General features: G+C 66.1%; 23 protein-coding genes and 1 tRNA gene. 9 read left to right on the top strand and 15 right to left on the bottom strand.

Annotated features, from left to right (window positions below; genetic code table 11):
- Positions 1-98 precede the first annotated feature (98 nt).
- The 4 genes from JZ791_RS02665 to JZ791_RS02650 form a co-directional block, all read right to left on the bottom strand.
- Positions 99-572: a DUF5130 domain-containing protein gene (locus tag JZ791_RS02665; RefSeq protein ID WP_308162730.1), complete on the bottom strand. Its 474-nt coding sequence runs from the start codon at positions 570-572 to the stop codon at positions 99-101.
- Positions 559-831 carry an aa3-type cytochrome oxidase subunit CtaJ gene (ctaJ, locus tag JZ791_RS02660; protein WP_216892486.1) on the bottom strand — a complete coding sequence of 91 codons (273 nt, stop codon included), beginning with the start codon at positions 829-831 and terminating at the stop codon, positions 559-561. Before ctaJ ends, JZ791_RS02665 begins: the two co-directional genes overlap by 14 nt.
- A gap of 90 nt (positions 832-921) precedes the next feature.
- Positions 922-2,460 (bottom strand): glycoside hydrolase family 13 protein, encoded by a 1,539-nt coding sequence (locus JZ791_RS02655; protein WP_308162734.1) that lies wholly within the window; start codon positions 2,458-2,460, stop codon positions 922-924.
- Positions 2,461-2,688: 228 nt separating this feature from the next.
- Complete coding sequence (locus JZ791_RS02650; protein ID WP_216892524.1) at positions 2,689-3,081, bottom strand: globin; 393 nt, start codon at positions 3,079-3,081, stop codon at positions 2,689-2,691.
- A gap of 412 nt (positions 3,082-3,493) precedes the next feature.
- Between JZ791_RS02650 and JZ791_RS02645 the strand changes: the two genes are divergently transcribed.
- The 3 genes from JZ791_RS02645 (at position 3,494) to JZ791_RS02635 (ending at position 5,715) form a co-directional block, all read left to right on the top strand.
- A complete protein-coding gene (locus JZ791_RS02645) occupies positions 3,494-4,207 on the top strand; it encodes an HNH endonuclease (protein ID WP_216892523.1) in 714 nt (237 codons plus the stop codon).
- A 104-nt stretch (positions 4,208-4,311) separates the two neighbouring features.
- Positions 4,312-4,674 carry a hypothetical protein gene (locus JZ791_RS02640; protein WP_216892485.1) on the top strand — a complete coding sequence of 121 codons (363 nt, stop codon included), beginning with the start codon at positions 4,312-4,314 and terminating at the stop codon, positions 4,672-4,674.
- Positions 4,675-4,785: 111 nt separating this feature from the next.
- Positions 4,786-5,715, top strand: a complete 930-nt coding sequence (locus tag JZ791_RS02635; RefSeq protein ID WP_216892484.1) for an NAD-dependent epimerase/dehydratase family protein — start codon at positions 4,786-4,788, stop codon at positions 5,713-5,715.
- Here JZ791_RS02635 and JZ791_RS02630 read toward each other — a convergent pair.
- Positions 5,706-6,278 (bottom strand): helix-turn-helix domain-containing protein, encoded by a 573-nt coding sequence (locus JZ791_RS02630; protein ID WP_254205095.1) that lies wholly within the window; start codon positions 6,276-6,278, stop codon positions 5,706-5,708. The genes JZ791_RS02635 and JZ791_RS02630 overlap by 10 nt on opposite strands.
- A gap of 836 nt (positions 6,279-7,114) precedes the next feature.
- On the opposite strand from JZ791_RS02630, the gene JZ791_RS02625 reads away from it, so the two are divergent.
- The 3 genes from JZ791_RS02625 to JZ791_RS02615 all read left to right on the top strand — a co-directional run bounded on the left by JZ791_RS02625 (position 7,115) and on the right by JZ791_RS02615 (position 9,092).
- Positions 7,115-8,029 (top strand): AzlC family ABC transporter permease, encoded by a 915-nt coding sequence (locus JZ791_RS02625; protein WP_216892483.1) that lies wholly within the window; start codon positions 7,115-7,117, stop codon positions 8,027-8,029.
- Positions 8,026-8,340 carry an AzlD domain-containing protein gene (locus JZ791_RS02620; protein WP_438804476.1) on the top strand — a complete coding sequence of 105 codons (315 nt, stop codon included), beginning with the start codon at positions 8,026-8,028 and terminating at the stop codon, positions 8,338-8,340. The genes JZ791_RS02625 and JZ791_RS02620 overlap by 4 nt, the downstream gene beginning before the upstream one ends.
- 113 nt (positions 8,341-8,453) lie before the next feature.
- Entirely contained in the window at positions 8,454-9,092 is a 639-nt protein-coding gene (locus JZ791_RS02615) for a phosphatase PAP2 family protein (RefSeq protein ID WP_216892481.1), read from the top strand.
- 13 nt (positions 9,093-9,105) lie between these two features.
- On the opposite strand, the gene JZ791_RS02610 is transcribed toward JZ791_RS02615, so the two are convergent.
- From JZ791_RS02610 to JZ791_RS02580, 7 genes are all read right to left on the bottom strand, one after another.
- Complete coding sequence (locus tag JZ791_RS02610) at positions 9,106-9,774, bottom strand: DUF8185 domain-containing protein (protein ID WP_216892480.1); 669 nt, start codon at positions 9,772-9,774, stop codon at positions 9,106-9,108.
- Entirely contained in the window at positions 9,774-10,202 is a 429-nt protein-coding gene (locus JZ791_RS02605; RefSeq protein WP_308162729.1) for an acyl-CoA thioesterase, read from the bottom strand. Before JZ791_RS02605 ends, JZ791_RS02610 begins: the two co-directional genes overlap by 1 nt.
- A gap of 458 nt (positions 10,203-10,660) precedes the next feature.
- On the bottom strand, positions 10,661-15,532 hold the full coding sequence (locus JZ791_RS02600) for an NAD-glutamate dehydrogenase (RefSeq protein ID WP_216892479.1): 4,872 nt from the start codon (positions 15,530-15,532) through the stop codon (positions 10,661-10,663).
- 291 nt (positions 15,533-15,823) lie between these two features.
- Positions 15,824-17,500 (bottom strand): energy-dependent translational throttle protein EttA, encoded by a 1,677-nt coding sequence (gene ettA / locus JZ791_RS02595; RefSeq protein WP_216892478.1) that lies wholly within the window; start codon positions 17,498-17,500, stop codon positions 15,824-15,826.
- A 258-nt stretch (positions 17,501-17,758) separates the two neighbouring features.
- A complete protein-coding gene (locus JZ791_RS02590) occupies positions 17,759-18,214 on the bottom strand; it encodes a single-stranded DNA-binding protein (RefSeq protein ID WP_216892477.1) in 456 nt (151 codons plus the stop codon).
- A gap of 166 nt (positions 18,215-18,380) precedes the next feature.
- Positions 18,381-19,328, bottom strand: coding sequence for a serine/threonine dehydratase (locus JZ791_RS02585; protein WP_254205094.1), 948 nt, complete (start codon positions 19,326-19,328; stop codon positions 18,381-18,383).
- A complete protein-coding gene (locus tag JZ791_RS02580; protein WP_216892476.1) occupies positions 19,325-21,364 on the bottom strand; it encodes a bifunctional copper resistance protein CopD/cytochrome c oxidase assembly protein in 2,040 nt (679 codons plus the stop codon). Before JZ791_RS02580 ends, JZ791_RS02585 begins: the two co-directional genes overlap by 4 nt.
- A gap of 187 nt (positions 21,365-21,551) precedes the next feature.
- Between JZ791_RS02580 and JZ791_RS02575 the strand changes: the two genes are divergently transcribed.
- Positions 21,552-21,625: transfer RNA gene (locus tag JZ791_RS02575), tRNA-Arg, on the top strand.
- Between the two features lie 325 nt (positions 21,626-21,950).
- On the opposite strand, the gene JZ791_RS02570 is transcribed toward JZ791_RS02575, so the two are convergent.
- Positions 21,951-22,337, bottom strand: a complete 387-nt coding sequence (locus JZ791_RS02570; protein ID WP_216892475.1) for a hypothetical protein — start codon at positions 22,335-22,337, stop codon at positions 21,951-21,953.
- A gap of 194 nt (positions 22,338-22,531) precedes the next feature.
- On the opposite strand from JZ791_RS02570, the gene JZ791_RS02565 reads away from it, so the two are divergent.
- Positions 22,532-23,134 carry a TetR/AcrR family transcriptional regulator gene (locus tag JZ791_RS02565; RefSeq protein ID WP_216892474.1) on the top strand — a complete coding sequence of 201 codons (603 nt, stop codon included), beginning with the start codon at positions 22,532-22,534 and terminating at the stop codon, positions 23,132-23,134.
- Between the two features lie 209 nt (positions 23,135-23,343).
- Here JZ791_RS02565 and JZ791_RS02560 read toward each other — a convergent pair whose 3' ends face one another.
- Complete coding sequence (locus JZ791_RS02560) at positions 23,344-24,447, bottom strand: NmrA family NAD(P)-binding protein (RefSeq protein WP_216892473.1); 1,104 nt, start codon at positions 24,445-24,447, stop codon at positions 23,344-23,346.
- Positions 24,448-24,830: 383 nt separating this feature from the next.
- Here JZ791_RS02560 and JZ791_RS02555 point away from each other — a divergent pair, with 383 nt between their 5' ends.
- Positions 24,831-25,649, top strand: coding sequence for an alpha/beta fold hydrolase (locus JZ791_RS02555; RefSeq protein WP_216892472.1), 819 nt, complete (start codon positions 24,831-24,833; stop codon positions 25,647-25,649).
- A gap of 171 nt (positions 25,650-25,820) precedes the next feature.
- Here JZ791_RS02555 and JZ791_RS02550 read toward each other — a convergent pair whose 3' ends face one another.
- Positions 25,821-26,606: an alpha/beta fold hydrolase gene (locus JZ791_RS02550; RefSeq protein ID WP_216892471.1), complete on the bottom strand. Its 786-nt coding sequence runs from the start codon at positions 26,604-26,606 to the stop codon at positions 25,821-25,823.
- Positions 26,607-26,710 lie beyond the last annotated feature (104 nt).

Raw genomic sequence — 26,710 nt, 5'->3', positions numbered from 1 at the left:
CCCCGTGCCCGGACCCGCATCCTCGTCCGAAGACGAATCCGATGTGGGTCCACACACGGGGTGCGGTTCACGTCTGAAGTTATCGCGTCGCGAATCGGCTAGGGGTGGCCGATGGCGGCGGCCATGACCCGCACGGCGGAGACCAGACCGTCGATCAGCTGGCCCTGACGCAGGGAGCTGAGTGCGGCTGTCACGCCGAGCTGGCAGACGCGGTCGTTCACCCGATCGGCGACGTCGCGCCCGGAACGCACCTCGACGGCCTTCTCGTTCGGCGACACGGCGATGAGCACCGACCGCGCGGCCTCCGGAGTGGTCGCGAAGATCCGGTCGACACCGGCGGCCGGATCCTCGCCCAGATCGCCGATGTAGATGTTGAACCGGACCTTGGTGGTGCGGGTGGCCTCGGTCAGCGTGTTGTCCATCAGCAGCCGCTCGGTGTCGTTGAACGGCGCCTCGTTGAATACGTCACCGGACTCGTGGACGCCGGAAACGCGCCCACTGGTGGTGACGACCCAGCCGTGCGGGAGGTCGGCCTCGACCACCGCGGGCCAATGCCAATTAGAACTTGCCACTTGCCCGGCCTCCGATCAGGTCCGACTCGGCGGATTCGATTGCCGCATGGGCAGCGTGCGGGTCGACGTGGTGGCCGAATACGGTCACCTCGTCGGTCGCGCTCCACAGCACCGGGTCCGATGTCCACTTGTCGCCCAGGGCGTAGTGGGCGGGCTTCTGGCCCGGGTACGGCTTGGACAGGAACGACAAACCCGCGATCACCCCGTAGATCACCGCCGGGATGCCGACAAAGATCAGCACTGTCTCGAGAATGCTCACAGCCCAACGGTAGTCGATGCCCCCGCCGCAGTGCCTGCGGCCCGCCGCTATGTCTGATTGCCTCCGCTCCGCCGCAGCGGGCCCGCCCCGCTACACCAACCAGGCCGCGGCGTTGACCGGCAGCATCCCGCCCTCCAACGGCGCACTGGCCAGCAGCAGCTCGCCCGGCGGCAGCGGAATCGGCACCGCCGAGGCGTTCAGCGCGCACACCAGCCCGCCCGTGCGCCGGAACGCCAGGCAGTCGGCCGGACTGCCGTACCAGTCGATCCCGAGCCCGGCGAATTCCGGTCGCGCACCGCGCAACTCGATCGCCATCCGGTACAGCGACAGCATGGAGTCCATCCGTTCCAGCTGCGTCTCCACGGTAAGTTCGGACCACTGCGGGGGTATCGGCAGCCAGGATTTCTCGGCGGTGGTGAAGCCGAACGGCGGCCTGCGCCCCTCCCACGGCATCGGCACCCGGCAGCCGTCCCGGCCGCGGTCGGTATGCCCGGACCGCTCCCACACCGGATCCTGCAACACCTCATCGGGCAGGTCGTCCACATTGGGCAACCCCAGCTCGGAACCGTTGTAGACGAAAACCGCACCCGGCAGCGCCAATTCCAGCAGGATCATCGCCCGCGCGCGGTCCAAGCCGACGCCCGTGCCGCCGTAACGGGTGACCTCGCGCTCGATGTCGTGGTTGGACAGCGTCCAGGTCGGGCTCGCACCCACCGAACGTACCGCGTCGATCGAGTTATCCACCGCCACACGGATTTCCGCGGCATCGAACGCGGTCTCGGCCAGGCGGAAGTTGAACGCCAGATGCAGTTCGTCCGGCCGCACGTATTCCGCGAAGCGGGTGTTGTCGTCGACCCACACCTCGCCGATGGATACCGCGTCCGGATATTCGTCGAGCACCTTGCGCAGGCGCCGGTGGATGTCGTGCACGGCGGGATTGTTGAACCTGGGGTCGCTGTCGTCGTGCACCAGCATCTTGGTCTCGACCCGCGCCATATCGGGTAGTCCGGGCGGTTTGGCCATACCGTGCGCGACGTCGATGCGGAACCCGTCCACACCGCGGTTCAGCCAGAACCGCATGGTCTGCTCGAAATCGGCGACCACCTCCGGGTTGTCCCAGTTCAGATCGGGCTGTTCGGCGGCGAAGATGTGCAGATACCACTGTCCGGGGGCGCCGTCGGCCCCGGTGACGCGGGTCCAGGCCGGGCCGCCGAAGATGCTGGGCCAGTTGTTGGGCGGCTCGTCGCCGCCCGGACCGCGGCCGTCGCGAAAGATGTAGCGAGCCCGTTCGGGGCTCTCGGGCGGCGCGGCCAGCGCCGCGACGAACCAGGGGTGCCGGTCGCTGGTGTGATTGGGCACCAGATCCATGGTGACCCGCATCCGCCGATCGTGCGCCTCGGCGACCAGATCCTCGAGCAGCGCGACGTCACCGAACAGCGGGTCGATATCGCGCGGATCGCTGACGTCGTATCCGCCATCGGCCATCGGCGAACGCATCACCGGGCAGATCCACAGCGCGTCGACCCCGAGCAGCTCGAGATAGCCCAGCCGATCCAGCACACCGCCCAGATCGCCGACGCCGTCACCGTCGGAGTCGGCGAACGAGCGGGGATAGACCTGATAGAACACCGCCGAGCGCCACCATGGGACGAGCGGGTCTGCCCCGGCAGACGCCGCATCGTCACCATCCGTCGCATGGCCCGCGGGTGATATGGATGTCACAACACCCAATAGTGCCAAAGGTTTCCAATGAAGGCACCGAGTCTCAGGAGTGTTGTCCCGTTTCGGCAAATCAGCGGCAGACGCCGCAATGGTCCGGAAAACCCCTGATTTGCACGGGATTATCCGTGACGAATATTACAGAGGCGAGTTGACCAGCGAATTTGCCGCCATTTCCAGATAATCCAGCAGCGCCCGGCGGTGCTCGTCGTCCATCCGCTCGCCCGGAATCTCGCCCACCGCGATATGCATGCAGCGCAACCACGCGTCGCGTTCGACCGGGCCGATCCGGAACGGCATGTGCCGCATCCGCAGTCGCGGATGCCCGCGCTCGTCGGAGTAGGTACGCGGACCACCCCAGTACTGCTCGAGAAACATGCGCAGCCGGCGTTCGGCGGGCCCCAGATCCTGTTCGGGATACAGCGGGCGTAGGACCTCGTCCCGCGCGACCTCGCGGTAGAATGCGGCCACGAGCCGGTGGAACGTCTCGGCGCCGCCGACCGCCTCGTAGAAGGACACCGGCTCGGCCACGCTCGCCTCCCCCGGCGCGCTCACGGGTATGCCACGCTCAACGGCCACGTACTCGCTCCTTCATCGCAGTGTTCCGACCGCATCGCGCCGCCCACACGGTCCGGGACGGCTGGATCGCCCTGCCTTCGCAGCATAGTCGCCGGGTGCGACAGGGCCGGTCGCGCCAGGAATACGGCGGCACGGAGCAACCAATCGAAATCTGATCGTGTCCCACGATCCGCCTGGTTCGGGCAATCTGGAGTTGCGACCAGGACTCGGGGCTAGCTGTTTACCCCTCATCATGCGTTGTTAACCCGGACGTGCCCGACAATGTGCGAAATCACCGTGCATTGGTTCGAGTTCCATGGTCAACTGGATGGCAGTGTCTGCCCAGATACCATACGAGCCGGACCTACACGAATTCGGGGTTCCCATGAAGCAGCGGCACGGCGCCCGGTCGCACGAGGCCAGAACGCACCGACAACTCCAGCCCGCCGACGTCCACAACTGTGGGTCGGGGGCTACTCCGTTGCATGTCCTGTCTGCGTATTCCAAACCTGATCTTCCCGACTCCGGGCATTCGCCTGCCGATGCACAGCATCACATTCTCGAAAATCCAACGCAGGCCGCGTGGCGCAAGCGCCGGGTGTTGCTTCTGAACGCCACCTACGAGCCGCTCACCGCGTTGTCCGCACGTCGCGCCATCGTGTTGCTGATCTGCGACAAGGCCGATGCGATCCACCATAACGCGGAGGGCCCGGTCGTCCACTCCGCGGGCGCCTCGGTCGCCCTGCCTTCGGTGATCCGCCTGCGAAACTACGTCCGGGTGCCCTATCGTGCGCGCGTTCCGATGACTCGCGCGGCGCTGATGCACCGCGATCGTTACCGCTGCGCCTACTGCGGCGGCAAGGCCGAAACCATCGACCACGTGATCCCGCGCAGCCGCGGCGGCGCGCATTCGTGGGAGAACTGCGTCGCCTCCTGCGCGCCCTGTAATCACCTCAAGGCCGACAAACTGCTGAGCGACCTGGGCTGGACCGTGCATCATCCGATGGTCGCGCCGAAGGGACCGCACTGGCGGCTGCTGTCGACGACCGCCGATCTGGATCCGGTGTGGTTGCAGTACCTCGGCGAGGGTGCCGCGTAGGTCGGCCGGCGCCGCACAGCGACCGTCCCGGCGTAATACCGTGCGCTCAGAGCCCCCCGGCGCAGTGTCGTACACCCAGTGGAACGATTCACGGAGAGCCACCGATGACAGCACATGTCGTAATCGCACTGGTCAACGCCCTATTTACGGTAATAGCCATGGCGTTCGCGCTGATCAGTCTGGTCCGGCCGGACCGGATGCCCAGTGGCGATGATCCGGTGACACCTTCGGTCTCGTTGTACGCCAGGCTGTACGCCGCTCGGGCGCTGCCACTGGGCGTGGTCACGCTCGTGCTGCTGGGCATGGGCGAGTGGAGGTCGCTCGTGCCCATTCTGATCGTCGCGGGCTTGGCGCAGCTCGGCGATGTGGCGGCAGGCGTGCCTCAGCGCAATCGGGGCATGATCGCGGGCGCGACGGTGGCCGCGGTGGTTCACCTGGCCTCCGCTTGGTGGTTCGCCGCGAACTGATCACCGAGCGCAAATCACATTAGAGAGCACCGCTCTTGACACTGCGGAGCTTCCGAGGGATGCTTTTCTCAACATAGAGAGCGATGCTCTCTAATGAGAGAGGAGCACACCATGTCCGAACTGCACGTAGTCACCGGCGCGGGTCCCGTGGGCACCACCGTGGCCGAGCAACTGGCCGCCGTGGGCAAGAACGTCCGCATCCTGACCCGATCGGGCAGTGGGCCCGAGCACCCGCTGATCGAGCGCCGTCGCGTGGATGTCACTCGCCGCGAACAACTGGCCGCCGCGGTCGACGGCGCGGTCGCGCTGTACCACTGCACCCACGGCTCGAAATACGCCGCGAAGGCATGGTGGGCCGAGCTTCCGGCCACCGAGCAGACCGTGCTGGACGTCGCAGGCCAGGCCGGGGCCGTGGCGGTCTTCCCGGAGAGCCTCTACTCGTACGGCCCGGTCGATCGCCCGATGACCGAAGACACCCCGCGCACAGCGGATTTCGGCAAGCCCGCCGTTCGCGTGGCACTGCTGCGCGCCCGCGACGCCTCGGCCACTCCGACGGTCAGCGTCGCCGCCTCGGATTTCATCGGACCGCATGTGCGCATGTCACACGCCGGTGACCGGATGGTGCCGAATATCCTGGCCGGCAAGGCCGTTCAGGTCTTCGGCCGCACGGACCTGCCGCATTCGTTCACCTACATGCCCGATCTCGCGGCCGCGATGATCCGCGCCGCCCAGGACCGCACGCTGTGGAACAGCTTCCTGCACGCACCGACCGCACCGGCGGTCACGATCCGCGAACTGGTCGACCTGCTGGGCAGCGCCGCGGGTCGGCCGGCGCCGAAAATCCTTGCGCTGCCGGGGTGGACGCTGCGCGGCGCCGGGCTGTTCAACGAGATGATGCGCGAATTGTCGGAGATGAACTACCAATTCGAGCGTCCGTTCCAGCTGGACTCCACGGCCAGCGAGTCGCGGCTGGGACTGAAGGCGACCCCGCTGCCGGACGTCGCCGCGGGGACCGTCGCGTGGTGGAAAACTCAGGTGTAGTCGCTGACCATGATGCCCCACGTCCCGGGCTCCAGGGCCTGGAAGATGTGCCGCAGGTCGGCCGGGTAGCAGATGTAATCGCCGGGACTCAGTTCCACCGGCGAATCGGCGAGGCCGACCAGGGCGAGGCCGGCGGCCAGCACCACATGCTCGATCACACCGCGCTGGTGCGGATCCGAGTCGCGAGGGTATCCGGGCTCGGCGGCGATGCGGTAGATGTCGTGCCGGGCGTTGGGCGGACAGGCCGCCAGCAGGGTCGCCCGATACTCGGCGTGCGCCGAGGCCAGCACCGGTCCCTCATCGGCGCGGATCACCTGAACCTGTGGCTGCGGCCGATCCAGCAGATTGGAGAACGGGATGCCCAGCGCGGTGCACAGCGCCCACAACGTCTCGATGCTCGGGTTACCGGTACCCGACTCCAGTTGCGACAGAGTCGATTTCGCGATCCCCGCGCGGCGGGCGACCTCGGTGAGCGACAGACCCGACCGGTCACGTTCGCGGCGCAACGCGGCGGCGATCATCTCCACCGGCGACTGCTCCCGAACGTTCCCCTGCTCGATCATGGTGCTCGCCCGCCTCTCCGCGACTTCAGCGCCCGACTAAGTGCCGTTGCCAGTCTCGCATGCGTGCCGGTGGATGCGTGCCGCACCGATTCTGGGCGTACCCGGCAGCTTGCAGCCCGCCTCCCCGCGACTTCAAGCGCCCGGCTCAGTGCCGTTACCAGTCATGCACGCGTGCCGGCGGCTGCGCGCTGCACCAATTCTGGACGTACCCGGCAGCTTGCAGCCCGCCTCCCCGCGACTTCAAGCGCCCGGCTCAGTGCCGTTACCAGTCATGCACGCGTGCCGGCGGCTGCGCGCTGCACCAATTCTGGACGTACCCGGCAGCTTGCCGCTCTCTCGACCGCGGTTGTCGCGTCTTGCAGCCCTCCTCTTGCGACTTCATGGCTCGGCTGAGCACTAACGCCTCAGCGCACGGCTGAGTGCCGTTGCCGATCGTGCACGCGCGCGGGCAGTTGTGTGCCGAACCGGGTCTGGGCGTGCCCGGCAAAGTTTGCGGCCCGCCTCTGTGCGACTTCAGCGCCCGGCTCAGTGCCGACGCCGGTCTGGCATGCGTGCGACGGCTGCGCGCTGCACCAATTCTGGGCGTACCCGGCAGCTTGCCGCTCTCTCGACCGCAATTGTCGCGTCTTGCAGCCCGCCCCTTGCGACTGCATGGCTCGGCTGAGCACTAAGCGTCTCTCCGGGCCTCAGCGCACGGCTGAGTGCCGTTGCCGATCGTGCATGCGTGCGACGGCTGCGTGCCGAACCGATTCTGGCGCCCCGGGCGGCTTGCCGCTCTCTTGACCGCGGTCGTCGCGCCTTGACGGATCTTGGCGGTTGCGTTCACTATAGAAGTCGTGCGTTCGATATGGCGAACACTGGATCGGGGTGATCTCACCGGTATCGCGGCCGTTTGTCTGGCGGTTGGTGTGATCGGCGTGTCCTATGGGGCTACTGCGGTGACGTCGCATTTGCCGGCTTGGCTGCCGCTGGTGCTCAGTGTGCTGGTGCTGGCGGGCGGGTCGGAATTTCTGTTCGTCGGGATCCTTGCCACTGGTGGCGGGCTGGTGGCTGCGGTGTTGTCCGGGCTGTTGGTCAATGCCAGGCATCTGCCGTATGGGCTGTCGTTGCCTGACGTGCTGGGGACCGGGTGGCGGCGGCTTGTCGGGACGCATGTGATGAACGACGAGGCCGTTGCGATGGCTATGAGCGAATCCGATCGCGAACGTAGTCGTGCCAAGTACTGGCTGTCCGGGCTTGGTGTTCTGGTGTGCTGGCCGTTGGGGGCGCTGCTGGGTGTGGGCATTGGCACGGCTGTACCGAATCCGAATGAATTCGGTCTGGACGCCGTCTTTCCCGCGGTGCTGATCGCCTTGGCGCTGCCCGCTCTGCGCGACCGCGACACCCGCCGCGCCGCGCTGGCCGGAGCGGCCGTCGCCGCGGGGTCGACCTCGTTCCTGCCGTCCGGACTGCCGGAACTGCTGGCACTGCCTGCCGCGTTTCTCGTGCTGAGTGTCGGACCTGTCATCGATCGCGTTCGCCCGCGGCGGGTATCGAGGCCGACGGACACCGCCGGGTCGCTCATACCTGCCGAGTCCGGGCCGCTGACGCCCACCGAGCTCGAGTGTCGCTCACCGGCGGACGCCCGATCCGTGGGCGCGGTCACTCCACTCGATTGCGTCCCTGATGAGGTCAGGTGCGACACAGGACGCCTCGACGAGCATGCAGCGCGATGCGCGTCGGATGCGGGCGTCGGGAAGGTCGCCTCGTGAATCTGTCCTTGATCGCCGGAGCGATCACGCTCGCCGCGGGGACGTATGCGTTCCGGTTCGCCGGGCCGACATTGCGCCGACGACTCACCTTCCCACCGCGCCTGACCAGGCTGCTGGAGGTCGGCTCGGTGGTGTTGCTGATCGCGCTGGCGGTCACCACCCTCGTCCCGGCGGGCCACAAAGCCGGATTCGCATTGCCCGCCGGGGTCCTCGTCGCCACGATCCTCGCCTGGCGGCGCATGCCGCTGGTGCTGATCACGATCGGGGCCGCGACGACCACCGCCCTGCTGCGCCTGCTCGGCCTCGCCTGAGCCCTCGGGTCGACCTCAGTAATTTCTCAGCGGAAATATGCCACCGTGAAGGATCCGCCCGACCATCGCGCGGGCGGTGATATCCGCTCGCACCCGACCGCGAAACCGAGGATATGACCACCGAGACGCTGAGCTTGGACGCATCGACCATCGACGGCTCCTGGTACGTCGACATGACCCGGTTCGCGCGCGATACGCCGTGGCTGAACACGCCGATGAGTGCGTACGGCACCGTCGGATTCGGGCTGTTCGTGGTGTTCATCGTCATCGGCTGGTGGATGGCCCGGGGTCGCGACGCGGCGGCCATGACGTCCGCGTTGGCCGTACCGGTGGTCGCGGTCGTCGCTTATGTGGTCAATTCCGCCATCAAACTGGTCGTCGCCGAACGACGCCCCTGCTACCGCTTCCCGACCGCGTTTCTCCTGGAGAAATGCCCCGCGCTCGGCGACTACTCGTTCCCCAGCAACCACACCGTCGTGGTCTTCGCCATGGCGGTGGCGCTGCTCCTGGTCAGCCGGGCGCTGGGGATCTGGGCGCTGATCGCCGCGGCGGTGATGGGCTTCTCGCGCATGTACGTCGGCGCGCACTACCCGCACGATGTCGCAGCGGGTGTGCTGGTCGGCGTCATCGTCGGCTATTTCGCCGCGATCCTGTTGCGCCGCTTCGCGACCCCGCTCGTCGTCCGGCTTTCCGCGAGCCCCCTGCGCCCACTGCTCACCGCCGCACCCCGGCCATCAGCCGATCGGATATGACGTTCCGATCGTCTCAGCGGGCGAGCAGAGCGGGGCCGCGGCGGCGGGCGACCGAGCCGTAGCGCGCGTCCAGGCGCAACCAGGCGCGTGTGGCACGGATGCGGACGATCTCTTCCGGCGCGATGCGGCGAGACTCGGCTCGCTCGCCCGCGTGCGGGATGAAATCCATAGCGGTCAGGGCGAACACGACGCGCATCGGGACCTCGACCGAATCGCCGCCACCGGTGACCGTGAGTACCGTCTGATCCAGCAGCGAGGCCGGGGGGCCGTGGCCACTGCCGTGTTCGGAGGCCAGTTCCGCACCGCGCTCGGCCAATTCGATCAGGGTGCGGGCCGGGACGTCGTCGATGTGCTCGAAACCGGACACCGGAGGCAATGCGGTGCGCCAAGCCGAATCCATCGAGTACCCGAGGTCGATGCGGCCGTTCGCCGCGGCATCGTGCAATCCCGCCAGCAGCACGTCGCCCGCGGCGGTGACATCCTCGACACCGAGTTCGGCGATGACGGTGCGCACCGCGAGAGCCTCGAAACCCGTTGCGGCCCATGCCGATACATATCGATCACCGCGACGGCGCAGGCGGATCACGGCGGCCGGGTCCAGGCGCACCGCCCGCGCTACGAAGGTCGCCAGATTCTCCCGTTCGGCGGGGTCGGAGACCTGGAGTGTCCCTTGTCCGGGCATCACTTCCACTCGGACAGGTAGGCGCGCTCGGCCTCGCTCAGTCGGCGCAGGCGCTGGGTGTCGATATCGAAGGCGGCCATCTGCGTAGTGGCCAGCACCGACGCCGGCGAATCCTGCGCCGTGCCCGACGCGCGCACCTCGTAGCCGATGGTGAAGTCCACCGCGCGCAGCCGCTCGATCCACATCGACACGTCCAGCGGGGTGTCCTCGTGGCGCAGTTGGCCCTTGTACTGAACGTGCAGATCGACCAGGACGCATCCGGCCCGCAGGTTCTTCGTCGGTCGATCGTCTTCGAACAGCCAGGGGATGCGCGCCTCCTCCAGCAAGGTCACCATCCGGGCGTGGTTGATGTGCTGGAAAACGTCCATATCGGACCAGCGCACCCCGATCTTGGTGTGGAAACGCCGAGGCGAATCGACACTCGTCACGCCATACCTCCCGCTCTGGTTGCCGTCCACCGCGGAAGATGCCACGGGCACGATTCGGTTATCCAGTATGCCGGTCGGCCGACGTGGACCAAGCGAACAGGCCGCAGCACCGAGCCATGATCGGCTGACCCGAATGCGTCATCGTCCCGGTTCAGACGGGTTCCACAGCGGAAGTCGCCCGGTGAAAGTGAGTTTCATCGCTCACCCTCACCAGGCGATTCGCGCAAACCGGCCGTCAGTTGTCCCGCTCTACGGACGAGTCAACGACTTTTCGACAACCCGCCCGAGCAAGAGAGGTCGCCAACGCACTCAACTCGCCAAACCACCGACTGGGCGGACGAGTGCACAGCTTTCCTTTTCGTAGAGGTATCCGATCGACCAGTATCCAAGACCAGCAACTCCGGCCGACAGCATGCCAAGCCGACAACCCGCCCGAGCAAGAGAGGTTGCCAGCGCACTCAACTCGACAACCCACCGACCATGCTGCGAACCTGACGCGCTGCGACCGACAGCGTGGCCAGGTCGTGGGTGCCGGAGACGAACAGTTCCGACAGGGCCGCGCGCGCACGGCCGAGGCGAGCCTGATTCGTCGACTCCCAGTACGCGATCTTCTCCTCGGCGGTCTCCTCCGGATCACCGCCCGAGAGCACATCGAGGGTGAGCGAACGCAACGAGGAGTACATATCGTCGCGCAACGCCAACCGCGCCAATGCATGCCAGCGGTCACCGCGCTCGAGATGGCTGACCGCCTGCAGCAGCCAGTCGATCTTGAGGTGTTCGTTGAGCGCGTAGTACAGCGCGCCCACCTCGGTGCCGTCGCGTTCGGTGATATCGGCGATGTCGATCACGTCGAGCAGCGGGAACAGATTCAGCAGGTTGTAGACCTCGGTCGCCAGCTCTTGCGACGTACCGCGGCCGATCAGCTCGGTCGACTGCCGTTCGAGGGTGTCGATGTGGTGACCGCGCAGCCAACCCGGCACCTTCGGGGCGAGCTCGCGCACCTTGTCGCTGTACCGGTGGATCTCCGAGCCGACCGCGACGGGCTGGGGGCGGTTGCTCAGCAGCCAGCGCGAGGCCCGGTCCAGGGTCCGCTTGGTCTCCAGTTCGAGTTCGTCCTTCACCGCGACCGAGATGTCCGCGCCGCGGATGCGCTCCCACACCGAGTGCAGGTCGAAGATCTGCACGGCCGCGGCGAACGCGCGCGCCGAATCGGTCGCGTTGGCGCCGATCTCCTCGTTGAGCCGGTGCGCGTAGGTGATACCGCCGTAGTCGACCATCTCGTTCACCAGCATCGTGGTGACGATCTCGCTGCGCAGCCGGTGCCGCTTGATGGCCGGGGCGAACCGCTCGCGCAGCGGCGCCGGGAAGTACTGCGGCAGCCGCGCGGAGAAGTACGGGCTGTCGGGCAGGTCGGTCTCGAGCAGATCGGCCTTGAGCGAGAGCTTCACGTGCGCCATGAGATTGGCCAGTTCGGGCGAGGTGAGTCCGCGCCCGGCCTCCATGCGCCGCTTCATCTCCGGCTCCGTCGGCAGCGCCTCCAGTTCGCGGTCCAGGCCCCGGCGAACCTCCAGATCCTCGATGACACGCATGTGCACATTCAGCATGCGCGGCGCCTCGGTGCGGGACATGCCCATCAGGAAGTTCTGGGATACGTTGTCGGCCAACACCATCGAGGACACGTCGTCGGTCATCGATGCCAGCAGCGGGTTGCGGTCCACGGCTGGCAGCTCACCGGCGGTGATGACGCCGTCGAGCAGGACCTTGATGTTGACCTCGTGGTCGGAGCAGTCCACACCCGCGGAATTGTCCAGGGCGTCGGTGTTCATCTTGCCGCCGTTGGCGCAGAACTCGATCCGGCCCAGGGCAGTCGCGCCGAGGTTACCGCCCTCGCCGATCACCTTGACCCGCATGGCATTCGCGTTCACCCGGATCGCGTCGTTGGCCTTGTCGCCCACGTCCCCATTCGACTCCGAGCCTGCCTTGACGTACGTGCCGATGCCGCCGTTCCACAGCAGATCCACCGGGGACAGCAGGATCGCCCGCATCAACTCCGGCGGCGACAGCGAGGTGACACCGTCGGCCAGACCCAGCGCGGCGCGGGCCTGGGCGCTGATCGGCACCGACTTGACCGTGCGATCCCAGACGCCACCACCCTCGCTGATCAGCGATGTGTCGTAGTCGGCCCAGGACGAGCGCGGCAGTGCGAACATCCGCTCCCGCTCGGTGAACGACCGTGCCGCATCGGGATTCGGATCCAGGAAGATGTGCCGGTGATCGAACGCGGCGACCAGCCGGATATGCCGCGAGAGCAGCATGCCGTTGCCGAACACGTCGCCCGACATATCGCCGACGCCGACGACCGTGAAGTCCTGGGACTGGGTGTCGACATCCATTTCGGCGAAGTGCCGCTTGACGCTCTCCCAGGCGCCCTTGGCGGTGATGCCCATCGTCTTGTGGTCGTATCCGGCCGAACCGCCGGAGGCGAAGGCGTCGCCGAGCCAGAACCCGTAGCTCTGCGCCACGTCATTCGCGATATCGGAGAACGTCGCGGTGCCTTTGTCGGCGGCCACCACCAGATAGGTGTCGTCACCGTCGCGGCGCACCACCCGCGCGGGCGGAATCACCTCGCCCGACGCGTGATCCACGTTGTCGGTCACATCCAGCAGACCGGAGATGAAGGTGCGGTAGCACGCCACGCCCTCGGCCTGCAGCGCCTGCCGATCCATGACCGGATCCCCGGACGCGGCGGGCGGGCGCTTGACCACGAATCCGCCCTTCGCACCCACCGGCACGATCACCGCGTTCTTGACCGCCTGCGCCTTGACCAGGCCCAGGATCTCGGTCCGGAAGTCCTCCAGGCGGTCGGACCAGCGCAGCCCGCCGCGCGCGACGGGGCCGAAGCGCAGGTGCACACCCTCCACCCGCGGCGAGTACACGAAGATCTCGTATCGCGGCTTGGGCTTGGGCAATTCGGCGATCTCGCGGGGTTCCACCTTGATCGACAGGTAGGCGCGCGGGTCACCGTTGTCGTCGGTGCGGTAGAAGTTGGTCCGCAGCGTGGCCTTGATCAGGCTCAGGATGGCGCGCAGGATGCGGTCGGCATCCAGGCTGACCACCTCGTTGATCCGCTCGGCGGCCGCGGTCTCGAGTTCGGCCGCGACCTCCTGCGAGGCCGAGTCCGGATCGAACATCGCCTCGAACAGCTGCACGAACAGCTGGGCGGCGTCGGGCGCCGCCAGCAGCACGCGAGCGATATTGGCCTGGCTGTAGGGGAAGTCGGCCTGCTGCAGGTACTTCGAGTACGCCCGCAGGATCGAGACCGAGCGCCAGCCCAGCCCAGCACGCAGAACGAGTTCGTTCAGCCCGTCGGCCTCGGCGCGGCCATACCACAGCGCGTCGAATGCCTCGGTGAACCGATCGCGCAGACCGCGTTCCCGAGCATCGAGCACGTCGAGCCGGTGGGCCGTCTCGACCAACTCGGCGTCCATGTCGCGGTCCAGCGACAGCCGCAGCAGATCGGGCGGGGCCTGCAGGCCGAAGTCGTAGATCCAGCCGCAGCGGTCGTCCTCGAACGTGAGCTTGTACGGGCGCTCGTCGACGACCTCCACACCCAGGCTCTGCAGCAGCGGCAGCACCTGGCTCAGCGAGATGCCGCAGCCGACATAGAGAGTGAAACGCCAGGAGCCGGGCGCGGATTCGAGCCGTCGATACAGGTGCTGATCGATGCTGTCGGCGTCCAGGTGCTCGAGCCGGACGATATCGTCCAGCGCGCGAGCGGGCTCGAAATCCTCCTTGTACGCCTCGGGCAGCGCCTTGGAATACCGTTGCAGCACAGCGGGATCCAGGATCGTGGAGGCGGCGACCTCCTCGCGCAGATCGTCGTCCCAAGTGTGGCTGGCGCGAACCAGCAACTCCTGGATACGCAGCCGGTTCTCCTCCGAGGTGTCCACCGGAGTGCCGGGCTCCAGGCGCACCGTGCAATACAGGCTGGCCAGCTCGTTCTCGGAGACGCGTGCCGAATAGTCGATGGAGACACCGCCGAACTCGCGCACCAGGATGTCCTGCATGTGCAACCGCGCGGCGGTGGTGTAGCGGTCGCGCGGCAGATAGACCTGGCAGGCCACGAATCGCCCGAAGGAGTCCGAGCGCAGGAACAGCCGCACCTGCCTGCGCATGCCGACGTTGGCCACGGCGCTGGCCGTGCGGCGCATCGTGTCCACGTCCGAGGAGAACAGCTCACTGCGCGGGAAGGACTGGATCACCTCGAGCATGCCCTGGCCGGAATACGAATCCAGATCGAATCCGCAGGCCTCGATGACCGACCGTACACGGCGCTCGATCACCGGAATGTCCAGCACGTTCGCGTGCAGGGCGCTGACGGTGAACACGCCGATGAACACGTGTTTGCCGATCACGGCGCCGGTGTCGTCGAAATCGGCGACGCCGATGAAGTAGGGGTAGACCGAGCGGTGCACGGTCGCGGGGACCAGGCCCTGGGTCAGCAACAGCAGCGGCTGATTGCCGCCGTTGACCGGGACATGGAAGTCGGTGCCCAGGTCCGGGCGCAGTACGCCGAGGCAACTGTCCGGCACCACAACGGATTTCGACTCGCCGGCGGTGCGCTCGTAGCGGGCGTAGCCCAGAACCGTGAAGTTCCCGGCGCTCAGCCAGCGCAGCAGGTTCGCACAGTCGACCAGATCGGTCGCGGAGAACGGCGCCGTATCGTCCTTGGCCGACAGGCTCAGCGTGTGGGCCAGCGTGTCCTGCACCGTACGCATGGCCTCGGTATCGCCGATGACCTGTCGCACGTCGGTGAGCACGTCGGGAATCGAATCCTCGATCCGCTGCAGCAGTTCCTGGCTGATCGAGGGGTGCAGTTGCACATGCATCCACGATTCGCGCAGCCCGGACACCCCGTTGCCGTCCACCTCGTGCGCGGCAGCGGATTCCAGGCGCCCATCCGCGTCGCGAATGACCTCGAAGATCGGGTGGATCACCTCGGTGATGCTGACCCCCATCCGGGTCAGCGCCGCCGTGACCGACTCGACCAGCAGCGGCATGTCGTCGGTGACCAGCTGTACCGCCGCGCCGAGTCCGGCGCTGTCGTCCGGGTGGTACACACGTATTCGTCGCTCCCCGGCGCGACGCTGCATGCCCAACTCGAGATGTCGATGGAACACCTGGTTCGAGCTTCCGGTAAGAGCACTGTCCACATCGCCGGCATCGACGTGTCGAAAGTACGCCTCCTCGAGTGCCGCGAGCTCATCCCGCAACGACTCCGGCAAACCCTCAGCCCACGCGACACTGGACAATTCGGACGAGACCGTCATTTTCTTCGCCAACTCCTCGGATCGAGTTCCGTATCAAAGTGACGCCGGAGTCGAGGGTAGCTGGGCGCCGCGCGCATCGGAGGCGGAATACCTCCAATGCTGGGACGACGCCCAGCCTTCCGAACAGCCCGGTTGACACCACCTCACCCAATCACGACCGCACGTCCAGGGAAAACCCGATAGACGTTGCCCCGACGGTAATTTGGCGATCAAACTCGAATGTGTCGAATCACACGTTCGTCAGATTGTCACCACGCGGTAGCCGTGCCGGTCAGTCGGTACCAATCGGTATCAGTCGCGGGTCAACTTGCGGTGGGTAACCCGATGCGGGCGAGCCGCTTCCGGGCCCAGACGCTCGATCTTGTTGGCCTCGTACGCCTCGAAGTTGCCCTCGAACCAGAACCACTTGGCGTCGTTGTCCGCATCGCCCTCCCACGCGAGGATGTGGGTGCAGGTGCGGTCCAGGAACCAGCGGTCGTGCGAGATGACCACCGAGCAGCCCGCGAAGTTCTCGAGGGCGTTCTCCAGCGAGCCCAGGGTCTCGACATCGAGGTCGTTGGTCGGCTCGTCGAGCAGGATCAGGTTGCCGCCCTGCTTGAGCGTCAACGCCAGGTTCAGGCGGTTGCGCTCACCACCGGAGAGCACCCCGGCCGGTTTCTGCTGATCCGGGCCCTTGAATCCGAACGCCGAAACGTAGGCGCGCGACGGCATTTCCTGGGAGCCGACCTGGATGTGATCCAGCCCCTCGGAAACCACCTGCCACACCGTCTTCTTCGGATCGATGCCGGCGCGGTTCTGGTCGACGTAGCTGAGCTTGACCGTATCGCCGACGCGCACGATGCCACTGTCCGGGGACTCGAGCCCGACGATGGTCTTGAACAGCGTCGTCTTACCCACGCCGTTCGGACCGATGACGCCGACGATTCCGTTGCGCGGCAACGTGAACGAGAGATCCTTGATCAGCTGGCGATCGCCGAAGCCCTTGTCCAGATGCTCGACCTCGACCACGACGTTACCCAGGCGCGGGCCCGCCGGAATCTGGATCTCCTCGAAGTCCAACTTGCGGTACTTCTCGGCCTCGGTCGCCATTTCCTCGTATCGGCCCAGGCGAGCCTTGTTCTTGGCCTGCCGGGCCTTGGCGCCCGAACGCACCCAGGCCAGCTCCTCCTTGAGGCGCTTCTGCAGCTTCTGGTCCTTCTTGCCCTGCACCTCGAGGCGTTCGGCCTTCTTCTCCAGGTAGGTGGAGTAGTTGCCCTCGTAGGGGAACGTGCGGCCGCGGTCCAGCTCGAGGATCCATTCCGCGACGTTGTCCAGGAAGTACCTGTCGTGGGTGACGGCCAGCACCGCGCCCGCGTACTGCGACAGGAACTGCTCGAGCCACAGCACGGACTCGGCGTCGAGGTGGTTGGTGGGCTCGTCCAGCAGCAGCAGGTCGGGCTTGGACAGCAGCAGCTTGCACAGCGCGACGCGACGGCGCTCACCACCGGACAGGGTGGTGACCGGCTCGTCCGGCGGCGGGCAGCGCAGCGCGTCCATGGCCTGCTCCAGCTGGGAGTCCATATCCCACGCGTCGGCGTGGTCCAGATCCTCCTGGAGCTTGCCCATCTCCTCCATCAGCTCATCGGAGTAGTCGGTGGCCATGAGCTCGGCGATCTCGTTGAAGCGGTCCAGCTTCACCTTGATCTCGCCGAGGCCCTCCTCGACGTTGCCCCGGACCGTCTTCTCCTCGTTCAGCTGTGGCTCCTGCTGGAGGATGCCGACCGTGGCGCCGGGCGCGAGCCACGCATCACCGTTGTTCGGCTGATCCAGCCCGGCCATGATCTTGAGCACACTCGACTTACCGGCGCCGTTCGGACCGACGACACCGATCTTGGCGCCGGGGAGGAAGTTCAGGTTCACATCGTCGAGGACGACTTTGTCCCCGTGTGCCTTACGAACTTTCCTCATCTGGTAAATGAACTCAGCCATATCCCTCACCCTAGTGGTTTCCAACGGACGCAGCGTACCCGGGCCAGCGAGTCTGCCCAGCTAGGCGGGCGATTTCAGACCAAGTCGACAATGGCCCACGTCATCGCCTGTGACGGCGCCGTCCGGCCTCTTGCGATCGTCGGGACAGCCCCCTGACACCTGCGGAAAATCGCCGACGAACAACGAGTCCAGCCACAGAGAATCCGGCGGACGTCTATCCGGTCGCGTTGCCCCACCGTCTGTCCCCACGAGCATCCGTCACAACGGTGGCGCGGCCGCATGGTCTGCCGACGGTTCCCCTGCACTAGCTCGTACGGTCGTAGCGTGAACGTCCGGGGACTCGGGTGAGTTCCGGTTGCCCCGGTTCAGCGTCGCGGAGCAGCGGCCGAGATCCGGGCCCACCGCGGTGGCGCGCATCTCCAGATCCTGCCGTGAGCCCCCGTCCTTGCCGCGATACTCGCTCGTGCGCAACTGCCCGTAGGCGATGATCGGGTCGCCCAGGCGCAGCGCGGCGTCGACACCCTCGACCAGCCGGCGCCAGCAGCTGATCGTGACGAACAGGTTCCCGTTGTCCACCCATTCACCGCTGTCCTGGACGCGTCGGCGCGCGTTACTGGCCATCCGGAACGTCACCAACTGCTCACCGTTCGACAAGCTGCGCCGGACCGGATGCGTGACAACGGTGCCGACCAGGGCCGTAAATACCTCGTACATCGTTCCACCCCTTGATGATTCGACAACCCCTTGCCCCGGCCGCTGCTCTCCCGGTCCGAGGACATCTCCCAGCTTTGCCGGTCCGCGCCCGATTCGCCACCGCCGAACCGAATTTGGGGATAACCGCCGACCTGTGGATAGATTGGCCCGACTCACCGTCGACACGCTATAGCGAAGTCAGATCCGTATTCGCCCCGCACAACACGATCACCGGGCGCTCCCCCGGCTCTGGCACATATGCGCCACTCTGGATCGCGGCCAGCGCCACCGCGCCCGCCGCCTCCACCACGATCCGGAACTCCCGCCACAGATATTCCCGCGCCATCGCGATCGCATCGTCGGTGACCACGACCGACCGAATCGCGTAGCGCCGCGCGATCTCCATCGCGATCACACCGATCCTGGTGGCGCCCAAGGCATCCGCGGCGATACTGTCGATCGCGACATCGACGGGACGTCCCGCGGCCAGCGCGGCGTGCAGCGTGGGCGCGCCCTTGGGCTCGACTCCGATCACGCGTCCACGCGGGCCGAGGGCGGCGGCGATCCCGGCCGCCAGCCCACCCCCGCCGACCGCCACCAGCACCGGCTGGCGGCCGCGGACCTGCCGTTCGATCTCCAGACCCACCGTCCCCGCGCCGGCCACGATGGCGGGCAGGTCGTACGCGTGCAACTGGACCGCGCCGCGCTCGGCGGCCAACTCGTCGGCGTAGCGGTGCGCGTCGGCGTATGTCGTTCCGTGCCAGAGCACTTCGGCGCCGTATCCCCACATCGCGGCGATCTTCGTATGCGGCGCCGACTCCGGCACCACCGCCGTGCACGGCCGGCCCTGAATGGCGCAGGCCAGCGCCGCCGCGATACCCGCGTTACCGCCCGAGGCGATGATCACCGGGCGTTTGTCCGCGCTGTCCGACAGCAGCGCGTTCAGACTGCCGCGCAGTTTGAAGGTGCCGCCGTGCTGCAGATGCTCGAGTTTCAGGGTCACCTTGACCGGCCCGTGCGGGCCGTCCACCTCGGTATGGAATACCGGCGTCAGCCGCACCCATCGCCCCAGCCGCACCCGCGCGGCCCGCACATCGGAGCGGTACAGCCGCGCCACATCGCCGCCTGAGCTCAACGCCGCTCCTGATGATCCTGCTTGGCCAATTCGGCGAACATCGCGTTGTGCGCGGCCAATGCCGCATCGTGGTCACGAGCGGCGGCCCTGTCGAAGCGCTTGGCTTCGCGCGAGTCGCTACGCGACCACTGGATCAGCAGCGCCAGCATCACCACGACCAGCGGCAGCTCACCGCTGGCCCAGGCGATGCCGCCGCCGGTGTGCTGATCGCCGAGCAGATCCCGATCCCAGCTCAGACCCAGTGAGCGGTAGAACCAGCCGCCCATCACCGTCGTCATACTCATCAGCGCCACACCGAAGAAGGCGTGGAACGGCAGCGAGCCGAACACCATGCCGACCTTCGTCATCGGCTGGACCTGACGCGGTTTCGGGTCGATACCGAGCACCACCCAGTAGAACAGGTAGCCCGACACCAGGAAGTGCAGGTTCATCGCCAGGTGCGCGCCATGGTCGCCGAGAATCTTGTCGAAGATTCCGCCCAGATACAGCGCGTAGAAGCCGGAAACGAAGAAAACCGCCGCGACCACCGGCTGGGTCATGAACCGCGACACCGGATTGTGCACCGCCGCCATAATCCATTCGCGCGGCCCGGGCGCGCCGTTCTTACCGGCCGCGGGCAGCACCCGCAGCGCCAGCAGGATGGGACCACCCAGCGCGAACAGGGGCGGCGCCAGCATCGACAGCATCATGTGCTGGGTCATATGCGCGCTGAACATTGCCATCGCGTAGCGGCCGACGCCGGAACTGGTGGCGATCAGCAGCACCGCACAGCCGCACAGCCAGGAAATCGTGCGCCCGACCGGCCAGGCGTCGCCGCGTTTGCGCAGTCGCCGCACACCGACCAGGTACAGCACGGCCAGCACGATCGATAACGTGCCGTACATAAGGTCGAACCGCCAGTCGAACAGGTACCGACCGATGGTCGGCGGTCCGGCCAGGTTGTAGCCGACCTCCACCTCGACCGGGCTCGGCACCGTATGCAGATCCGGCGGCGGGGTGCGGCCCAGCCCGACCGCCAGGCCGATGGTGGCGGCGAAGATCAGCGCCTCGACACCGGCGAAGCGGATGAGCGCCGCACGGTCGGTCGGATCGGCGTTCAGTGCGGGTATCGCCTTGCGCCGCTGGAAAAATCCGATCACGCCCAGTACGCACAGGGCGACCGTCTTGGCGATCACCAACTGCCCGTAGGTGGTGGTGAGCAGATCGCTCAGCGGCACCCGCACCCACGCGTTGATCACGCCGCTGATCGCGACCACGACGAACGCACAGGTCGCGACGATCGAGAAGCGGCGCGTAGCCAGATCGGTGTGCGCACCCCCGCGCACCGCGTGCGCCAGCACCGCGAACAGCCCGCCCGTCCAGATCGTGACGCCCACCAGATGCAGAATCAGGCTGTTGGTCGCCACATCGTGCGCGCCACCGGCGGAGGAATGCCCGGTCAGCGCGATCGGAATCACACACAGCACCGACCACGCGAACAGCAGCGGCGTCCAGCCCCAGCGCAGCGCGAGCCGACAGCCGATCGCCAGCAACAGCGCCATGATGGCCGTGATCCGCCACGATCCCGCGACGTCGACCTTGGCGATCGCATCCCACACCTGCTCGGGCCGCCAGATAGTGCTCACCGGCTGCCCGGTGGTGTCCGACAGCGTCAGGGGCACCAGCAGCGCCGCGGACCCCGCCCACGCCAGCGCGCAGATCCCGGCGCGGCGCAGCGCCCGATACCCGCCCACATCGAGCAGTCCGTTGCGCTGCGGCGGTGTCAGGAACGCGGCGAACAGCAGCGAGCCGATCGTCAGCGCCCCGCACAGATCGGCGATCGCCCGCACCGCGGGCAGTCCGTAGGTGGTCATCGGCCCCGGGTCCGGGATGCCGAGCAGGGTCAGCGCCTGCGCCGCGGAGAGGGTCACGATCAGCGGCGCGACGAACGCCGCGACCGCCACCACCATGGTGGTGAGCACCGGGAACATCGCCGCGGACTCCGCCCGTACGGCCTGACTCTCAGGCTCGGTGGACGGGCCCTGCGGTGACGACATGCGAACGAGCCTAGTGCGGTTCAACCACCCCGGCGCCCCCGCCCTGACCCTGGCAATCCCCACTGTGACGTGGCAGACACCCGCCGCCGAAAGCCCGTGATCAACCGAGACAGAGCTGGACGGTCGCTATAATCAACTCGCTGGACACCAAGCCCTCAACCGGGCATGGTGTGTGGTGCCGCGCACTGCCTCCGTAGCTCAGTTGGATAGAGCAAGGGCCTTCTAATCCCTAGGTCGCAGGTTCGATTCCTGCCGGGGGCGCTTAGCACGTTACCTGCTATATGCCAAACAATGTCCCTGATCTGCGGGACTTCAAATCCTCCAAACCGACCATATGGTGTGCTGTGGTGCGTGGCGGCGGGTGCGGCCAGAGGCTCCACCCATCTCGCTCCGACACTTACCCGCGCCCCGAGCGATCCAAACACCCAGAAGACGTTCCGAACGACGGATGATCGCCCCAGCCATTCGGGCCGACGTAATGCGCTCGAACGCGTGCCTGCAGCCGCGTTTCCGGCCACCGAAGTTCTGCGCCGGACAGCGTCACCGGCGTGTCTCATTCGCACCACCTCGGCACCGGCCGGGCTTGCTAGCCGGCGCGCGCGCCGTCGGGCAGCGAGCGTTCAGGCTGCGCGAGAGCCGGTAGCAGACCGTCGGCATAGCCGATGTCGAGGATCATGGCTTCCGACCGCTCGCCTGCCATGACGCGGGGTTCCAGGTTGACTACGAACAAGGCCTGCTCACCGACGATTTCATCGTGGTTGTCCCGCTCACCTTTCATCCCGCTGATGACGGTGCGTTCGTGATCGCCGAAGCCGACCCGCAGGCGAAGCAGCTTTTTCGAGGTCGGAACATCCTCCACCGAAATAATACGTCCCACCCTGATATCGAGCTGCTCGACAACGTCGTATGAAACCGGCGACTTTACAGGAGCAGCAATGAAATCCTCGTCTGCTACGAATTTCCGCATGGCCATTCATAATTCCTGATCAGCCCGCTCTTGTAAAGCCGTTGATCGTCTCGGCCAGGGCGTTGCCGAAACCCGATCCCTGATTGGAGGGCACATTGCATGTGACCGCCGGTCAACATCGGGGTCGTGTGTGCAATCCTGGAGGTATGAGCTCAGTCGCGGGTCCCTCGAATCGGCGAAAGCACTACCACCACGGTTCGTTGCGGTCGGCTCTGATCGACGCGGGCGTTGCATTTGCGCGAGAGGGCGGCCCGGACAAGGTGATCCTGCGGGAGGCGGCTCGGGTGGCCGGGGTGTCTCATTCGGCCGCTTATCGTCACTTCGCCGATCGGGAGGGGCTGCTCGCGGCAGTATCACACGTAGCGCGTAGCGAACTGTCTGCGAAGATGCGCCAGGCGATCGACAACGCTGATGATCCCGTCTTGCGCCTCGCCGCGGTCGGCACCGCGTATATCGACTTCGCCCTGACCGAACCCGGATTGTTTCGTACGGCATTCGATTCGCACCCGGATTGCAGCATCAGCGACGAAGGGCCACAGACCACCGGCAAGTTCGGGTCGCAGCCTGACGGGGCCGAACCGTTCGAAGTGCTCGGCCAAGTTCTGGACGAGGCACAGTCGGCGGGTTTACTTGCCCCGGAGCGAAGGCCGGGAGCTGCTATCGCCGCCTGGTCGGCTGTCCACGGCCTCGCCAGCCTCTTGGTCGACGGCCCTCTGTCCACGTCACGAACGGACGTCGAGTTCGCGCTCGGAGAGGTTCTCGAGCTGATCGCACGCGGCCTGCTTCAACTGCCTGCGGGTTGACGGCCGATGGTGCGAAAAACCCGCACAGCGTCCTCGCGGCTGCGAGCGGATCAGCCCGATCCGTCGATCATGGGTACTGACTGCTCAATGGCTCGAACGGCGGATCGGCAACGTACCTGGCAGTGCCGCCGGCGCCGAGGGCCGTGTCCTCGTCGGCGATGGTGACGAGGTCGACCAATTGTGCCGTCGCGATGCGCAGTTGTGCTGCGTTATAGTTGTACGGATTGTTTGCGGGCGGCGGGATCGTGTTCAATTCGCCAAAAGTCCGACTCACCCGCAAATTGGGGAGAGGCCGGCTTCGGATGCTGCTGGACCCGTTCGAATTTTTCGAAGTTCGGCATCGGCGTCACCGCGCCCACTAGCGAATTCGCGAATACACGTACGAAATTCCCTACTGTCCGTCGACACTCCGGGCCCGTGGTGTAGCGGCGGGCGATCGTCAGTATGTCTTCCGGCTCGACGCCGGCGACATCACGGACATGCGTCGTAGGTCCGCCGACAACGAATGTGCCCAGTCGGGTTTCGGCGTGATAATGATAAAGGCAGGATTGCAAGAACTCGTCGTAGCCCAGCTCTTTGGCGCCCGCGCGCACGGCTTTCACGAACATCTTCGGCGGGATGTCGATATGGCGCACTTTTCGACCGAGCGCCTCGCCGATCGCGTCCGCGATGTCCTGGCCGGAGAGCACTGTCGGCCCGGTCGGCCGATACACCATGCCGTTGTGTCGCTGCGGGTCGAGCAGTGCCCCAACGGCGACCCGTGCAATATCCTCATTCGAGGGCGGGGCATTCAGGCCCCCACCGGTAGGAAACGGCAACACCCCCATGTTGGCCGCCGTCGGGACCAGATTCATGTAATTGTCGGCGAAAAACCCTGGATTGACCGTGACGTGGGCTGTGTCGGGCATCAACTCGAACAACTCGTCGGTCAACCAGTGGCTCCTGGTCATCAACGACGGATGGTCCGGACTGGCCAGCCACTGACTCAACGTGACTACGGCCTTCACCTCCGCGCGTCGGGCAGCCACCGCAAACGCCACACTGCCGTACAGCACGTGCGGGTGGTACGGCGGATTGAGAAAAAGTCGATCGACACCCTCGAGCGCAGCCTGGATCTGCCGAATGTCGAGCATGTCACCGACCACCACCTCGGCACCCTTTGCCTTCAAGGACTCACTCCGCGAATCCGTGCGCCGAACCATCACCCTCGTCGGCACCCCTTGTTCCAACAGTTGGGTTGCTACGGCACTGCCGATCTTGCCGGCAGCCGCCGTCACCAACACTCGAGCCCGCTTCATCGGTTCTCCCTTCATGATCTCGAGCACCTCACCGTCGCCAGATGTGACCGACGGTAACTTAGGGCAGTGTTTCATTCAATGTGACCGCTGTCAACAACGCGACGCTTGTGCGACCCTGAGCCCATGAGCGTCGCGGACAGCGATCAGCCAAGTCGCTCGTCGTACCATCACAGCGGGCTACATGGCTGGCACTACAAAAATGGCAACCAAACGACAGGAGGCACGTTCCAGACTGGAGTACTAAACGGCGACGCACCGCAAGCCGGCAAGGTCAACTATGAAGCCGGTGCGCCCGGACGATTCCCCAGCCGCATTACCTACAACGTAATCGACAGTGCTCCGAAACCCTGCAAGTGTAGCGGCAACACTCACTTCGCAGACCATCAAGGGAGCGGTCGATGCCATTCTACGAAACAAAGGACGGAACGAGGCTCGCCTACGAGGACTACGGCTCCGGCGCTCCCATCGTATTCCTCTCCGGGCGCGGACTCACAGCCGATCAGTGGGAATACCAAGTTCCATTCCTCACCGACCATGGCTATCGGTGCATCATGCCGGTACGCAGAGGTCACGGTCAATCCGATCGGGCGTCGACCGGGTACGATCCCGACACGCTTGCCGACGATACCGCCAGACTTATCGAGCAGTTGGACCTCCGCGACCTGACTTTGGTCGCACATTCAGTCGGTGGCGGAGAAGCAGTACGCTATCTGCGCCGTCATGGCGATGAACGTGTTCGCGGGCTCTTGCTGTTGTCGGCCACCCTGCCCGCTCTGCAGCTGACCGAGGACAACCCGGAGGGCGCACCGGACGCGGTAATGGACGAAACGCTCGCACTGTTCGATGCGGACTACCCGAAGTGGTTCGCTGACAGGGCCCAAGGGTATTACGCCACCCATCTGGGCAATAATGTTTCTCCCGCGCTCATCGACAATGAGATCGCGCGACTGCTGTCCGCCTCGAAATGGGCCACGGCACACGTCGCACTGGAATCTTTCCGCGCCGATTTCCGAGAGGATGTACGCGCCGTGCAGGTGCCCACCCTCATAATTCACGGAGTTGCCGATCAGTCGGCACCGATCGACTTGTGTAGCCGACGTACCGCTGAACTGAAGCCCGATGCCGTTTACAAAGAATACCCGACTGCCGGCCACGGTCTGTACGTGACCCATGCAACGGAATTGAACGACGACATCCTCGACTTCGTCGAACGATAGCTCATTGAACCGGAGTCATCGCCGAGCGCGACAAACCTCTGGGTGGTGTTGGTGTCTGCGTCGCCAGGCCGACCAGTGCAGTCCGGGACTGATAGCCCGGACCAACGACGACTACCACATCTATCTCGCTGAAGACTTCACCTTCGGGAGCTTCGGCCACCTGGGAGTACATCAGGCCTGGTGGCCCGCCTCGGAAGGTGGTGTCGGGAACCGGTTCAGGAAAGGGATGAGGGCGGCCAGGTAGGAGTCGGGATCACGGCTCCACAGGTCGTGGCCTGCGCCGGGGACGGTCGCGATCTCGACCGTGGGCAGGGAGGTCTGCCATCGTTGGGCGAGTTCATCGGTAACGATGCGGCCGCGTCGGGTGCCGCGGATCACGAGTACGGGGCAGCGGAGCTCGCGCAGCCGATCCCAAAGAGGCACCTCACGGCTCTGCGCGACCACGCCGCGGACGGCGCGCTCGGGCATGCGGCTGGCGACCGGAACCCCGCGGATCTCCGATCGCAACTGCTGCTCGGCGAATTCCGGCCGCAGCCCGACATGTCGCGCGTGGTAGTCGCCGACGACCAGACCGCTGACCTGGCCCGGATGGTGCAATGCGTAGCCAAGGGCATAGGACGAGCCGCGCGAAAACGCCACCAGGATCGGTTGTTCCAGGTCGAGCGAGGTGATGACGGCACGTAGGTCACCGATGTGGTCCTCCCACGTGTAGCCGGTGCCCGGCGTGTCGCTGCGGCCCCGTCCACGCAGGTCGATCACGAGGACCCGGCGGTCGCCGAGCCTGTCGAGCAGCCACGCGTATTCATCGGCGTACTCGCCCATTCCGGGGATCACCACGGCAGGCGGCGCGGCGGACCGTCTGCCGTTGTCGAGCACGTGGAGGCGCACCTCGGCATTGTCGACGAAAACGGAGGTCTCATCGTCGCCAGGCCCGTCCTCGCCTCCGGTCGTGATCATCTGAGCCCTTTCTCGAGTGAGAGCGCCGCCCGGGCGCGTACCACCGGAAGCGATCGGCCACACCGGGCCGATCGCCGGTGATCAACACAGAGTCTGCCCGACAA

The sequence above is a fragment of the Nocardia alni genome (genome assembly GCF_019038435.1).
In the GTDB taxonomy this organism is placed as follows: domain Bacteria; phylum Actinomycetota; class Actinomycetes; order Mycobacteriales; family Mycobacteriaceae; genus Nocardia; species Nocardia alni.
The sequence above is the reverse complement of the archived record's forward strand: the minus strand, read 5'-3'. Positions and strand labels throughout refer to the sequence as shown.

What these genes read in the sequence shown, in the direction of transcription:
- JZ791_RS02645 (WP_216892523.1), top strand. Translation starts at nt 3,494, where the DNA reads ATGAAGCAGCGGCACGGCGCCCGGTCGCACGAGGCCAGAACGCACCGA.
- JZ791_RS02640 (WP_216892485.1), top strand. Translation starts at nt 4,312, where the DNA reads ATGACAGCACATGTCGTAATCGCACTGGTCAACGCCCTATTTACGGTA.
- JZ791_RS02635 (WP_216892484.1), top strand. Translation starts at nt 4,786, where the DNA reads ATGTCCGAACTGCACGTAGTCACCGGCGCGGGTCCCGTGGGCACCACC.
- JZ791_RS02630 (WP_254205095.1), bottom strand. Translation starts at nt 6,278, where the DNA reads ATGATCGAGCAGGGGAACGTTCGGGAGCAGTCGCCGGTGGAGATGATC.
- JZ791_RS02615 (WP_216892481.1), top strand. Translation starts at nt 8,454, where the DNA reads ATGACCACCGAGACGCTGAGCTTGGACGCATCGACCATCGACGGCTCC.
- JZ791_RS02610 (WP_216892480.1), bottom strand. Translation starts at nt 9,774, where the DNA reads ATGCCCGGACAAGGGACACTCCAGGTCTCCGACCCCGCCGAACGGGAG.
- JZ791_RS02600 (WP_216892479.1), bottom strand. Translation starts at nt 15,532, where the DNA reads ATGACGGTCTCGTCCGAATTGTCCAGTGTCGCGTGGGCTGAGGGTTTG.
- ettA (WP_216892478.1), bottom strand. Translation starts at nt 17,500, where the DNA reads ATGGCTGAGTTCATTTACCAGATGAGGAAAGTTCGTAAGGCACACGGG.
- JZ791_RS02590 (WP_216892477.1), bottom strand. Translation starts at nt 18,214, where the DNA reads ATGTACGAGGTATTTACGGCCCTGGTCGGCACCGTTGTCACGCATCCG.
- JZ791_RS02580 (WP_216892476.1), bottom strand. Translation starts at nt 21,364, where the DNA reads ATGTCGTCACCGCAGGGCCCGTCCACCGAGCCTGAGAGTCAGGCCGTA.
- JZ791_RS02570 (WP_216892475.1), bottom strand. Translation starts at nt 22,337, where the DNA reads ATGGCCATGCGGAAATTCGTAGCAGACGAGGATTTCATTGCTGCTCCT.
- JZ791_RS02560 (WP_216892473.1), bottom strand. Translation starts at nt 24,447, where the DNA reads ATGAAGGGAGAACCGATGAAGCGGGCTCGAGTGTTGGTGACGGCGGCT.
- JZ791_RS02555 (WP_216892472.1), top strand. Translation starts at nt 24,831, where the DNA reads ATGCCATTCTACGAAACAAAGGACGGAACGAGGCTCGCCTACGAGGAC.
- JZ791_RS02550 (WP_216892471.1), bottom strand. Translation starts at nt 26,606, where the DNA reads ATGATCACGACCGGAGGCGAGGACGGGCCTGGCGACGATGAGACCTCC.